This window comes from Sinomicrobium halophytocola, assembly GCF_052983395.1.
In genome coordinates this window covers 40495-53210 of the sequence record NZ_JBRKIT010000042.1, presented here as the reverse complement: position 1 = coordinate 53210, position 12716 = coordinate 40495, and the positions used below count along the sequence as shown (strand labels likewise).

Sequence of the window (12716 nt, the reverse complement as noted above, 5' to 3'; positions counted from 1 at the left end):
TACCTTTGTTAAGAGCGGTCGCAAAGAGAAAGCACGGGATATGGACCTTTGTCATAAGCAATATATGCTCTTCGCGGCCGCCTTTTATTCGAAAACCGAAATTATTTAAGTTATAACCCCAGAAAATACACAACAACTACAATGAACAAAGCAATAACATTTTCTTTTTGTTTTCTCTTTTGTACTGTAATACAAACCTTTTGTTCCGCTCAGACCGGCATAGGGAAGGTGCGCTCCGTAAGGCAGGAAGACAATAAAATATTTTTCTCCGGAGCTAATGCCGACGTACAACTGGAATTTTGCACAGAAGGCATTATAAGAATTCGCACCAGCTGGGAGGGAGAGTTCGAAGAAAACGAACCCTGGATGGTTTCGAGATATGAATGGCCCGGGACAATAACAGAAACCCGGGAACAAAATGATGAATATGTGATAAAGACACCTCTTCTTAGCATACATATACAAAAAAATCCTTTTCAACTCGACATCTATGATAAAGAAGGGAATATACTGTCTTCTGAAAACATACCTTCCGGCGGAGGTTTTGCCGAAGGAAAATCCGTGGGTTCTGCCAAAAAGCTATTTCCCGGAGAAAGTTTTTTCGGTTTTGGCGAACGCATGGACTTCCTGGACCGGAGAGGTAAAAAAGTAAGGCTTAACGTAGGCCGTGGGCTTGGGAGACCCCATATTATAGGTGCATACAACGTACTTGAGGCCAATTATTCGCCGGTGCCCTTTTTTATGAGTACCAGGGGATACGGAATTTTCTTCCACAATGCCTGGCCGACAACATGGGATATGGGGTCCGGGTCTGATGAGATGTACAGTTTTCAGGCAGAAGGCGGGGAACTGGATTATTATTTTATGTACGGACCGGACTTTCCTTCCATACTGGACAGCTATACTTCCATTACGGGGAAATCTCCTTTACTGCCTTATTTCGGACTGGGATTACAGGTAGGCACCTACAGCGGCGGGACCTGGGGGCATGAAGAACAGACATCCGACCAATATCCGGTAGAACTGGTAAAAAAATTCCGCGATATGGGAATTCCCATTGATGTACTCCACCTGGACTCTACCTGGAGAATTTTCGGAAAAAACGGCGGTAGCGGCGCTACCACTTTCGAATGGCGTGAAACCTTTAAAAATCCCGAAGCCATGTTTGACAGCCTGTATGCCCAAAACCTGCATATGGTAGGGCTGCACGTCAGGCCACGGTTCGATAACGGGAACGAGCTTGACCTTCTGGACCAGGCCCGTAAAAAAGGTTTTACCTATCCGGAAAACGGTAAGCCCGGAGAGTTTGTAAATTTCTTCGACAAGAAATCAGTAGACTGGTGGTGGGAGAACGGAGCCATGCGGGTTGCCGGTATCGGCGCCATGTTTTTTAAAACCGACGAAGGAAGCGCTTTTGGCCGTAAAGCTAACGAAAGCAATAAAACAGGGCCGCAGGGAGAAAGCGTTAAAATGCTTCACAATATATTTCCTGTTGCTTATGCAAAAGCCCCTTACAAAAAATTTGCAGAACAGAACAACATGCGGGGTATGGACCATACCCGCGAAGGTTATGCGGGAATACAACGCTATCCTTTTATCTTCGCAGGTGACTGGCCAAGCGAATGGCAATACTTTGAACCCGTTATAAAAGCCGGCCTTAACATCGGGCTTTCCGGTGTGGGATACTGGGCACACTGCTCGGGAGGTTTCGAACATGAGGCAGACCCGGAACTCTATATCCGATGGACCCAGTTCGGCCTGCTCAGCCCGGTAGCTCACCTGTTTGGCATGGATCATCCTACCTATAAAGAACCCTGGAGTTATGGTGAAGAGGCGCTGGAAATCTTCCGCAAATACACGAAGCTCCGCTATAGCCTGCTCCCCTACCTGTACAGCTATTCTTATGAAATGTACACCAGGGGCACTCCGCTTATGCGTGCATTGGTCCTTCATTACCAGGACGATACTAATGTGTATAATATCACGGACCAGTACCTGTTGGGCCGGGACCTGATGATATGCCCTGTGACGACCAAAGGTGCCCGGACCCGTGTTGTTTACCTTCCCGAAGGCAACTGGACCAACTATTGGACAGGAGAAACTCACAATGGGAAACAATACCTGAACGTAGTATGCCCGCTGGACCAGATGCCTGTATTTGTTAGGGAAGGAGCCATTATTCCTTCTCAAAAACCGGTAAATTATGTCGGTGAGGAAACCATAGATACGATAACGCTGGATATCTATCCGGGTGAAAAATCCTCATTCGATCTGTATGACGATGACGGCATAAGTACGGACTATCAAAAAGGGAACTATGCCATTACACGTATTTCCGCCGAAAAAAACCCGGAAGGATTTGCTATAGACATCAAAACACCGGAAGGCAAATACAAAGTTGCTGACCGATCTTATCGAATAAAAGTGCCTACGGACAAAAAACCGGCCTCTGTTGCAATAAACGGAAAAAAGGCTGCCGTAGAGTATAGTGAAAAGGAAAAAACGCTTACCATTTCACCCGAGACAAAGAGTAAAAAGGATATCCGGATCATCATTAAATAACAGGCAACCCGTGAAAACCATAGCGTTTAAAATGTACCTGAAAAAAGGTCAACAACACGAATACAGGAAAAGACACGATGAAATATGGCCGGAATTGCAGTCTCTGCTTACGGATTCCGGTATACGGGAATACCACATTTTTCTCGATGAAGAGAATGATATTTTATTTGCATTGATGAAAATTGCGGATAACCATACCGTGGATTCCCTTCCCGATCATCCTGTAATGCGGAAATGGTGGAAATTCATGGCAGATATTATGAAAACCCATGAAGATAACGCTCCGGTTACCAAAGACCTGAAACTGATGTTCGTAATGCCATAGGGAAGACGTCGTCCAGTATGATAGCAAAGAGAATGTTTACCAGGGCAAACGCATCATAAAATTATAAATAGTTCAAGGTTGCAGGTTGTACTAATAACAGCCGAAGGGCAATCTTCATCAATAACAACAAATCACTATAAATCACCAACGCCCCTCGTCTCCTTGTCACTTTGTCTCCCGCTGTTTCATCCCCCTCATCTGTCTTCCCTTATATGATCCGTTTGCCCTGGAATGTTTACGGCTCAACCCTGCGCCATTATTTTATGGGTATTTTGTTCGGGAAAATTTCCGGGATCTTACCGGTAGCAGGGATTTAGGTTAAGAAATACCCTATCGCTATGAAAGGGGATATACTACAATATGTCCAGCAACACTACCCTTCAATAGCATTTAAACGTTTTAATTCGCTTTTTGTCGAAATAATTATACCCGGAGAAATGTTTGCTTTACATTTGATTCACCATAGCATAAGTAGGTTAAGTTCATGGTAAGATTTGGGGCAAAAAGGTGGAGTGAAACTCCACCTTTTTTTATGCTTTTTGTTTGCGGAAAACACCCTGCTTTCCGTTACCTGCCTTTTATTGATTAAGATGCATTTTTCTTCTCATGCAATGCTGTAGGAGCATGACCAAAATGTTTTTTAAAAGCATAAGAGAAATGCGACAAATCTTCAAAGCCCAGATCGAGATAAATATCGGTAGATCTTTTACGTTGGTCCCTGAGAAGAAAATAGGCCTCTTCCAATCGCTTCTTTCGTATCCATTTTCCAGGAGCTTCACCAAAAGTTTTCTGAAAATCTCTCTTAAAGGAAGATAGGCTCCTCCCGGTAAGATAGGCAAAACGTTCCAGGCTGATATTAAACCTGAAATTGCGGTTCATGAATTGCAGCAGATCTATTTTCTGCGGCATCCCGAACTGGAAAAATATACCGGCAAGATCAGGCCTGATTTTAAGGAGAACGAGTAATAACTCTTCTCTTTTTACATCGGCAAAAGTTTCCTCGATTTCCTGTCCCCCGGTATAGTAAGGTTCCAGTGATCGTATAAAACTCTCTATTAACCCGGTATTTTTCAAAAACAGAAAGGAATCCGTATTGGATGTCATTTGTGCCTCCACGGAATGCCTTTCCTGAAAATTTTTCAGAAAAGGTTCATCCATGGCAATGATCACTTTTTCAAACATTCCGTCTACTTTTTTCTTTGTGTATCTCACGAGGTGATTTTTCCGGGCAATGCAATAGTCCCCTTCTTTCATCTCATAATGTTTATGGCCGTCATATGCTATCATTGACCCTTTGAGCAGATAAAGAAAAAAATGTTCGGGAATAAACTGTTCCGGAGAAATTTCCGGTCCCAGGTGGCAGGATTGTATATTGTTGAATTTCATAGTATGTACGTACTATCAAATATACTGATTTTTTTACACTATGCTGTCCACACTGGCCATTATAGCCTCTTCTTTACTCCTGGGGTCCCAGTTGAGAATATCCTTTGCTTTTGCATTGGACAGGCGGATGTAAAAGGCTTTATCCGTAGGTTTCATAGCTGCCATCTCCGAAGATCGTCCGGGACGTTCTTTACGGATCAGTTCCGCCACATCATAAAAGCTCATAACACCTTCCGATGTTGCAAGAAAGCGTTGCCCTGCCGCCCCTGGATGAAGCATTGCCCTGATGTGAATATCCGCCACATCGCGCACATCCACAACTCCCATCGTAAAAGACGGGCTTTCTTTGGTAGCTCCATCAAGAATTCCCCTTATCACGACATCCAGGGAAGCCGATGAAATACCTCCGAGGACAGGCCCGAAAATCGCAACGGGGTTAATGACCGTAAGTTCCATATTACCTCCTTCTTTTTCCATAAAATCCCAAGCGGCCCTTTCGGCTATGGCCTTCGATTTGATATAAGGTGCCAGGGGAATATCCGGATCCGTCCAGTCTTCCTCGGTAAAAACGTGATTTTCAATATTTGTGCTATAGCCGATGGCAGCAAAAGAAGAGGTCAGCACTACCCGGTTTACCCCTGCATTCCGAGCTGCACGAAGTACGCGCAAAGCCCCGTCCCGTGCCGGGATGATCAGCTCGTTCTCATCTTCCGGGTCCGATACCGGAAACGGTGATGCCACATGCAATACATAATCGCATCCTTCCACGGCTTCGTCCCAACCTTCATCGTGCTCCAGATCGGCTTTTGTAAACGACAGTCGTTCCGCAGAAACTGCCCCGCCTTTCTCCAGGGCATTTATGAGCACATTTTTTTTGTCCGGTGTTCTTAAGGTGGTTTTTACCTCATACCCGTCCTGTAGCAGTCTGAGAATGGTATGCATTCCTACAAATCCGGTACCTCCGGTAACCAATACTGTTTTGTTCCTGTTATCCATTTTTTATATCAATTTTAATTTGGGTATTGAACTCCGATAGCCTTTTGGGCATATTCCCAGAGTTTTCCTGCGAGGGCTTTGTCCTGCATTGCCGGGGTACTATACCGGGAAAGTGCAGGATAGCCGCTGTATTCGTTTTCTCCGTCAGGCCCGTAAAATTCGCCTCCTTTTACCGACGGGTCCGTAGTAGCGAATAATGTGGGTAATGCTCCCTGCCCGGGCTCCATTACATTCTCGAACTGCAGTAAAAGTGTATCCAGTTCTTCGGAAGGTATGTGCCTTTGTAAATCGGTACGGGTAACACCCGGATGAGAAGCTGCGGAGATCATTGTACGCTCTAAAGCTTTGAGCCGTCTGTCCAGTTCGTATGCAAACAGTACATCTGCCAGTTTACTGGTATCGTACTCCCGCCAGGCGCTATAGGGTTTTTCCAGTTTAAGATTTTCAAAATCAATCCCTTCCGATCTGGTTGCTGCTCCGCTACTCAGCGTAACCACCCGGGCTCCGGGTGTTTGTTTCAATAGGGGAAACAGGAACCCGGTAAGGGCAAAATGTCCTATAAAATTCACGCCGAACTGTAACTCAAAACCATCATCGGTCTTGGATGGTGGCGGTATCATAACACCGGCATTATTCACGAGAATATCCAGTTTTCCGTGACCGGTCTTAAAACTGTCGGCAAATTTCTTCACTTCAACGAGATTGGCAAGGTTAAGTAATCCCGTTTTTACCGTTCCGTATCCCCCGAATGCCTGTATCTTCTCCCGGGCCTCCTCCGCCCTCGAAAGATTCCGGCATGCCAGGGTTACATCGGCCCCTTTTTCATACAATGCCAGGGCCGTTTCAAAGCCTATCCCGGTATTTGCTCCGGTAACTATTACTGTTTTTCCTTTCTGATCGGGAATATTATCTTTTGTCCACATCGCTGATATTTTTAAATGAACTACAGGGCAAATTTCGGGGAAAAGCAACCGGTCTACTTTGTAAAAAAGTCCATATTTACTTTGTTATCAGGTTCAGGAAGGTAAATAAGAAGCACAGCAATCCCTTTACAGCTAAAACAGACATTTATTGTGGAAACTTTTCTAAATTTGGGTTCACATAAACATCATGCGATGAAAACCAAGCACATTACGCTTTTGTCCGTTCTTTTAATTGCGCTCTTCAGCTGTAAGGAGAAAAATGAGGCAACTGTGTCAGAAAAAATTACTGCTGAAAATATGAAGAACAATCCACTTGTACAGGAAAGCAGCCTGCCATATGCTGCTCCTGATTTTTCAAAGATTAAAAATGAAGATTTTAAACCGGCCTTGGAGTATGCCTTACAAGTAGAAACGGAAGCCATCCGGAAAATTGCCGATAACGAAGAGGCCCCGACTTTTGAGAATACCCTGGTGGCCATGGAGAGAGCACACCAATTGCTCGATCGCGTCAGCAACGTATTTCATTCACTGACCGGTGCGCATACCAACGATGTCCTGAAAAAACTGGATGCCGAAATGTCCCCGAAATTTGCAGAACACAGGGATAATATATTATTAAACACTAAGCTTTTTCAGCGTATAAAAGCCTTATACGATCAGCGTAATAACCTGGAATTAAAAGAAGAAGACGTCAAATTAATAGAAGTAAGATACCAGAAATTCATAAAAGCAGGGGCAAATCTGTCCGATGCCGATAAAACAAAACTAAAGGAAATCAACACAAAACTGGCCTCCCTCGAAAACAAATTCAGCCAGATTCTCCAGGAAGCCAACAATAAAGCGGCATTAATCCTTAAAGATTCTACCAAACTGGCCGGACTATCGGCCGGGGAAGTCAGTTCACTGAAAGTGGAAGGGAAAGAAGAGTGGAAAATCCCCATTCTCAATACTACCCAGCAACCGCTCACCCAGGCGCTCACCGACCGGGAAACCCGTGAGAAACTCTTTAATAAAAGCTGGAACCGGACCGATGGCGGCGCGTATTCTACCCTTGAAATTATCCGGGAAATCGTAGCCCTTCGCATCCGGAAAGCCAAACTTCTGGGCTTCTCCGATTACGCATCGTGGAACCTACAGGATACCATGGTAAAAAACACACAAACGGTTGAAGATTTCTTTGCAAAACTCGTCCCACCCACTGTGATTAAAGCGAATGAGGAAGCGGGAGAAATCCAAAAAATGATCGATTCGGAAGGAAAGTCGTTTTCATTACAGCCCTGGGACTGGAATTTTTATTCGGAAAAAGTACGTAAAGCGAAATACGACCTGGATGAAAACCAGATAAAACCTTATTTCGAATTAAAAACGGTTTTGGAAAACGGCGTATTTTTTGCCGCTACCGGGCTATACGGTATTACTTTTAAACAAAGGACTGACATTCCCGTATATCACCCGGATGTCCTGGTTTATGAACTATTTGAAGAAGACGGTTCTCCTCTCGGACTGTTTTACGGGGATTTCTTTGCCCGTGAAAGCAAAAGAGGTGGCGCCTGGATGAGTAATTTTGTAAGCCAATCGCATTTACTGGACAAAAAACCGGTAATTTATAATGTATGTAACTTCACCAAGCCTGCTGCCGGGGAACCCGCTCTTTTAACTTATGATGAAGTTACTACCGTATTTCACGAATTCGGACATGCTTTGCACGGCTTTTTCGCCAACCAGCAATATCCTTCGATTTCGGGAACATCCGTTGCCAGGGATTTTGTGGAGTATCCTTCGCAGGCCAATGAGCACTGGGCCCTGTTCCCCGAGGTGCTTAAAAATTATGCCGTACACTATAAAACAGGAGAGCAGATCCCGGAAAACCTGATCGAGAAGATCAAAAAGGCATCTACGTTTAACCAGGGATTTGCGTTCGGGGAAGTACTCGCAGCCGCCGATATGGACTTTAATTTCCATACACTCAAAGAAACGGAAGACGACCTGGATGTGAACGTCTTTGAGAAAAATTCCCTGGAAAAAGACAACCTGTGGATGCAAAATATTCCTCCAAGGTACCGCGCAACTTATTTTAACCATGTATTCGGCGGGGGTTATGCAGCGAGTTATTATGCTTATTTATGGACGGAAATGCTGGCGCTGGATACCGGAAAATGGTTTGATGAAAATGGCGGGTTAACCCGTGAAAACGGACAACGTTACCGCGACATGATCCTTTCCAGGGGGAATACGCTGGAATATAAAAACGCTTATAAGTCCTTCCGCGGTAAAGATCCGGGGGTAGATGCTATTCTCGAAGAACGGGGACTGAATTAAAAAATATTACAGGATGTAACGGGATTGACCCCGATCCCGTTACCTCTCCGATATCTCATCATCAGTTATTCAACAAATCCTTTCCGTTATGGCAAATCTGTTTAAACCTCTCATTATAAAGAATATCCGTTTAAAAAACCGCATTATCGTCTCTCCGATGTGCCAGTATTCGGCCGAAAACGGTTTTGCTAACGACTGGCACCTGGTGCACCTGGGTAGCAGGGCGGTAGGCGGGGCTTCCCTGATTATTGCAGAAGCGACAGCTGTTTCGCCGGAGGGCCGGATATCTCCCCATGACCTGGGCATATGGAAAGACGAACATATAGAAAAGCTCCGGCAGATCACTTCTTTTATCAAGGCGCAGGAAGTCATCCCGGGAATACAATTATCCCATGCAGGCAGAAAAGCCAGTACAGCGGAACCCTGGAACGGCAGGGGTGAAATAACACCCGGAAAAGGCGGCTGGCAAACGTTTGCCCCTTCTGCCATAGCCTATTCCGACACCTATCCGATGCCGTTGGCTCTTGATGAAGATGGTATACGGAAAATCGTTACAGATTTTGTAAAAGCGGCGGAAAGGGTTTACCGTGCCGGATTTGAGGTCCTGGAAATTCACGCTGCCCACGGCTATTTATTGCATCAATTTCTTTCTCCGCTGAGCAACCAAAGAACTGATGCTTACGGCGGAAGCTTTGAAAACCGCATACGCCTGCTTCTCGAAATAGTAGAGGAAATAAAAACCGTATGGCCGGATACCCTACCGGTATTCGTAAGGATCTCGGCAACCGATTGGGCCGAAGGAGGATGGAGCCCGGAAGAATCTGTTAAACTCGTAAATATTCTGAAAGACAAAGGCATTGATCTTATCGATGTATCTACAGGAGGTCTGGTCCCGCATCAAAAAATTCCGGTCGGGCCCGGTTACCAGTTACCATTTGCATCGAAAATAAAAAAAGAAACCGGAATGCTGACTTCCACAGTGGGTATGATCACCGATGCCGCACAAGCCGAAACCATCCTCACCAATGGGGATGCCGACCTGGTGATGATGGCCAGGGAATTGCTTCGGGACCCTTATTTTCCCACGCGTGCCGCCCGCGAACTGAACACGGACGTTTCCTTGCCCGTACAATACGAAAGGGCCTGGTCTTAACCCCCGGCCCTTTACTGTAAGAGACTGTCCAAATGATTTTCGTTCCGATTGTTTTACACTTCCACAATCTCCGTTGAAGTACCCAGCTCTTCATAGGCTTTCATAGTGTCCTGTATAAGGGAAATTTTTTCTTTGGCAAGTGCATACGCGTCTTTCCCCAGGAATAAATGAACCGGTGGTTTCGGAAGTTTACTGACTTCTATAAAAATCCCGGCAGCTCTTTCCGGATCGTTTGGCTGATTGCCGTCTATGTCTCGAAGGTGTGCCTGCTCTGCGGTTCTTACACCGGTATATTCCGCAATCGGTAAAGCTGCCGTTTTAATGGACCCTCCGGAAAGAAAATCCGTCCGGAAATATCCGGGATATACTATAGTAGCGTTAACTCCGAGCTCTTTAACTTCTTCTGCCAATGCCTCCGTAAATCCGGCCACGGCAAATTTTGTGGAGCAATAGATCCCGAATCCCGGAAATCCTCCCGTATAACCGCCTACGGAAGCAATATTAAATATATGCCCGGATCTCTGTTTGCGCAAATACGGCATCGCATTTCGGATAACGTTAAGGGACCCGAAAACATTAACATCAAAATTATTGCGGATTTCCGCATCCGAAAGTTCTTCCAGAGAACCAATAAGACCGAAGCCGGCATTATTGACTACTACGTCCAGTCTACCGAAATGTGCAACACATTTTGCAATGGCCTCTTTAACATCGGTATTGTTTGTTACATCCGTTTCCAGGGGAAGAAATTCCTCCGATACCCGGCCGATCTCATGTTCCAATGCAGCGACGGTACGTGAAGTGGCAGCAACACGATAGCCTTCGTCTAAAAGTTTTTTTACCAGGGAAAGTCCCAGTCCTCTGGAAGCCCCGGTAACCAACCATACGTTGTTTGTATCCATAATCTTATGTTTTTTTGATTTATGGTACAAAGGTAGATTGTCCTGGGAGCGCCGGTTAACAGCAAACAAACAATAACTTACTAAATTCAAACATTACGGAATTTAGTAGGACTGAGTTGGGTATGCTTTTTGAAAAAGTTGTTGAAATGGGTAACCTCGGTAAAGCCCAGGGCATAGGCTATCTCCGAAACATTCCACGGACTGTGTTTCAGTAAGATCTTCGATTCCTGCAAAATCCGCTCCGAAATAATCTGTGTAGTGGTTTTGCGCATGGTCGCTTTTAAAGCCCGGTTCAGGTGGTTGACGTGTACGGAAAGCTGGCCGGCGAAATCGGAAGCCGATCGTGCACTCAGGCGCTGGCGGATATCTTCCACGGGGAACTGTCTCTCCAGTAATTCGAGGAACAACAGGGAAATTCTGCGGGAAGCGTTTATTTCACGTTGATCCATACCGGCAACAGGCTGTAACCTCATGGCCGAATGCACTATTTCAAAAACCAGGTTGCGAAGGACGTCATATTTATGAATATAGTCCGACCTCAGTTCCCCGAACATTCGTTCGAATACCCGGCTTATCTGTTCGGTCTGTTCGTCGGTAAGTTCAAAAACAGGTGTGCCTCCCGGTTGAAAAACAGCATATTCCTTCAGGTTTCCGAAACGGTGAAAAAAGGCCTCGGTGAAAATGCAAAAAAAACCGCCGTGTATATTGTCTATCCCTTCCCAGTTATACGGCACCTGTGGATTGGCAAATAACAAAGCCTGTTTTTTAATTTCGATTGTCTTATCGGCATAATGCACTATACTATTGCCCTTTATCAGGCTTATCTTAAAATAATCCCTTCTGCTGTAAGGCACCGGTTTTGCTCCTTCACCCACAAAAGGTTCCAGGCCGAATACATTGAAATGCCCGATCTCCTTGCGCAGATTATCGGGTAACCATTGCAGCTTGCACTGGTAAAAATCTTCTATGGATTCCACGTTACTCATGGTACAAAGTTACGAATTTCAAACAAAACTAATCAAATTTACAAACTGTTCAACATTTGTTTTTAGAGTACTTTAAAACAGTGTGCTTTATTTGAATCCGGGTTCCGGATACATTTTTTATACGCCTTCGGGAATTGCCAGGTCCATGGCCATCTGAATGTTACAACGTTTATAAGGGGTGAAATGTCCGGCCACCTTCCGGAATCCGAGTTTTCGGTACAGGCCTATGGCTGGCTTAAGGATAGTATTGCTTTCCAGGTATATATTTTTTCCGCCGAGTTGTTCCGCCGCCCGTACAACGGCCTGTCCCAGCAGAAAACCGATGTTTTTCCCCCGGACCTTTGAAGATACTGCCATTTTTGCCAGTTCATAATCATAGAAGGGATCATCCATTTTAATCAGTGCACATACGCCTACGGGTTCGTCATCGTATAATGCGACAAAAATCTTCCCGCCTTTGTCCAGTATATACCCCTGCGGATCATCGAGGGCATTGTAATCCGCTTCCTCCATTTCAAAATATGTGGAGATCCACGCTTCATTGAGCGCTTTAAAGGCAGATTGATATTCCGGTTTATACTCCACGATCCGCACTTTTTTGCTTTCCCGGATCTTTCTCTGTTCTTCCACCCTTTGGAGAAGGGATTTCCGGTCCAGCAGATATTCCCATTCTTCTATGGCTTCCCAGAGATTATGTCTTGCAGCAGCTATCATTGTCTCCACCGCGGCATCTACATCGGCATATTGTTCTTTTATTTTGACGGTAATTTTCTGTCCTTCCGGCGTAAGCGCCACGACATTTCGCCTTTTGTCCCCGGTGTCCAGGTTTTCCCGTACCAGCCCGGCAGCAGTCATTTCCCGCACGATCTTGCTTACCGAGGGTTGCGAATGCCCGATCGCCCCGGCTATTTCGGTAATCGTTTTTTCTCCCTCTTCGGAAAGTACAAAGAAGACCGGAAACCATTTGGGTACCAGCCCTATCTGGTATAATTCATAGATTTTGGCAGCATCGTCGGTCACTTTTGCCGTTAATAACCTCAAGCGGCTACCCAGTGCCATTTTTCCCGTTTTAGCGAACAAACTCATGTGTATAACTAATTACATAATTGGTTATGCAAATATATACATTAATCGTTTATACATCATTTTTATACTTATAATTTC

The 12716-nt window shown here is 45.2% G+C and carries 10 protein-coding genes; 4 read left to right on the top strand and 6 right to left on the bottom strand.

All coding sequences use genetic code 11. From position 1 onward, the window contains the following. Positions 1 to 141 precede the first annotated feature (141 nt). Positions 142 to 2562: a glycoside hydrolase family 31 protein gene (locus ACVBDY_RS18645; RefSeq protein WP_447176976.1), complete on the top strand. Its 2421-nt coding sequence runs from the start codon at positions 142 to 144 to the stop codon at positions 2560 to 2562. A 10-nt stretch (positions 2563 to 2572) separates the two neighbouring features. Further along, complete coding sequence (rhaM, locus tag ACVBDY_RS18640) at positions 2573 to 2887, top strand: L-rhamnose mutarotase (protein WP_447176975.1); 315 nt, start codon at positions 2573 to 2575, stop codon at positions 2885 to 2887. 585 nt (positions 2888 to 3472) lie between these two features. Here rhaM and ACVBDY_RS18635 read toward each other — a convergent pair. The 3 genes from ACVBDY_RS18635 to ACVBDY_RS18625 are packed head-to-tail and all read right to left on the bottom strand — an operon-like array spanning position 3473 to position 6192. Next, positions 3473 to 4273, bottom strand: a complete 801-nt coding sequence (locus ACVBDY_RS18635) for an AraC family transcriptional regulator (RefSeq protein ID WP_447176974.1) — start codon at positions 4271 to 4273, stop codon at positions 3473 to 3475. Between the two features lie 33 nt (positions 4274 to 4306). Then, on the bottom strand, positions 4307 to 5269 hold the full coding sequence (locus ACVBDY_RS18630) for an SDR family oxidoreductase (RefSeq protein WP_447176973.1): 963 nt from the start codon (positions 5267 to 5269) through the stop codon (positions 4307 to 4309). A 14-nt stretch (positions 5270 to 5283) separates the two neighbouring features. Beyond that, positions 5284 to 6192, bottom strand: coding sequence for an oxidoreductase (locus ACVBDY_RS18625; protein ID WP_447176972.1), 909 nt, complete (start codon positions 6190 to 6192; stop codon positions 5284 to 5286). Between the two features lie 192 nt (positions 6193 to 6384). Between ACVBDY_RS18625 and ACVBDY_RS18620 the strand changes: the two genes are divergently transcribed. Both ACVBDY_RS18620 and namA read left to right on the top strand, forming a co-directional pair. Further along, positions 6385 to 8511 carry a M3 family metallopeptidase gene (locus ACVBDY_RS18620; RefSeq protein WP_447176971.1) on the top strand — a complete coding sequence of 709 codons (2127 nt, stop codon included), beginning with the start codon at positions 6385 to 6387 and terminating at the stop codon, positions 8509 to 8511. Between the two features lie 88 nt (positions 8512 to 8599). Continuing rightward, on the top strand, positions 8600 to 9664 hold the full coding sequence (namA, locus tag ACVBDY_RS18615; RefSeq protein ID WP_447176970.1) for an NADPH dehydrogenase NamA: 1065 nt from the start codon (positions 8600 to 8602) through the stop codon (positions 9662 to 9664). 53 nt (positions 9665 to 9717) lie between these two features. Here the strand turns inward: namA and ACVBDY_RS18610 are convergent, their stop codons facing one another. From ACVBDY_RS18610 to ACVBDY_RS18600, 3 genes are all read right to left on the bottom strand, one after another. After that, entirely contained in the window at positions 9718 to 10566 is an 849-nt protein-coding gene (locus tag ACVBDY_RS18610) for an SDR family NAD(P)-dependent oxidoreductase (protein WP_447176969.1), read from the bottom strand. 86 nt (positions 10567 to 10652) lie between these two features. Then, complete coding sequence (locus ACVBDY_RS18605) at positions 10653 to 11552, bottom strand: helix-turn-helix domain-containing protein (RefSeq protein ID WP_447176968.1); 900 nt, start codon at positions 11550 to 11552, stop codon at positions 10653 to 10655. Positions 11553 to 11669: 117 nt separating this feature from the next. Continuing rightward, a complete protein-coding gene (locus tag ACVBDY_RS18600; protein WP_447176967.1) occupies positions 11670 to 12611 on the bottom strand; it encodes a bifunctional helix-turn-helix transcriptional regulator/GNAT family N-acetyltransferase in 942 nt (313 codons plus the stop codon). Positions 12612 to 12716 lie beyond the last annotated feature (105 nt).

Excerpts from the sequence above, each read along its gene's own strand:
- ACVBDY_RS18625 (WP_447176972.1), bottom strand. The coding sequence starts at position 6,192 with ATGTGGACAAAAGATAATATTCCCGATCAGAAAGGAAAAACAGTAATA.
- ACVBDY_RS18635 (WP_447176974.1), bottom strand. The coding sequence starts at position 4,273 with ATGAAATTCAACAATATACAATCCTGCCACCTGGGACCGGAAATTTCT.
- ACVBDY_RS18600 (WP_447176967.1), bottom strand. The coding sequence starts at position 12,611 with ATGGCACTGGGTAGCCGCTTGAGGTTATTAACGGCAAAAGTGACCGAC.
- ACVBDY_RS18610 (WP_447176969.1), bottom strand. The coding sequence starts at position 10,566 with ATGGATACAAACAACGTATGGTTGGTTACCGGGGCTTCCAGAGGACTG.
- ACVBDY_RS18620 (WP_447176971.1), top strand. The coding sequence starts at position 6,385 with ATGAAAACCAAGCACATTACGCTTTTGTCCGTTCTTTTAATTGCGCTC.
- ACVBDY_RS18630 (WP_447176973.1), bottom strand. The coding sequence starts at position 5,269 with ATGGATAACAGGAACAAAACAGTATTGGTTACCGGAGGTACCGGATTT.
- ACVBDY_RS18605 (WP_447176968.1), bottom strand. The coding sequence starts at position 11,552 with ATGAGTAACGTGGAATCCATAGAAGATTTTTACCAGTGCAAGCTGCAA.
- ACVBDY_RS18645 (WP_447176976.1), top strand. The coding sequence starts at position 142 with ATGAACAAAGCAATAACATTTTCTTTTTGTTTTCTCTTTTGTACTGTA.
- namA (WP_447176970.1), top strand. The coding sequence starts at position 8,600 with ATGGCAAATCTGTTTAAACCTCTCATTATAAAGAATATCCGTTTAAAA.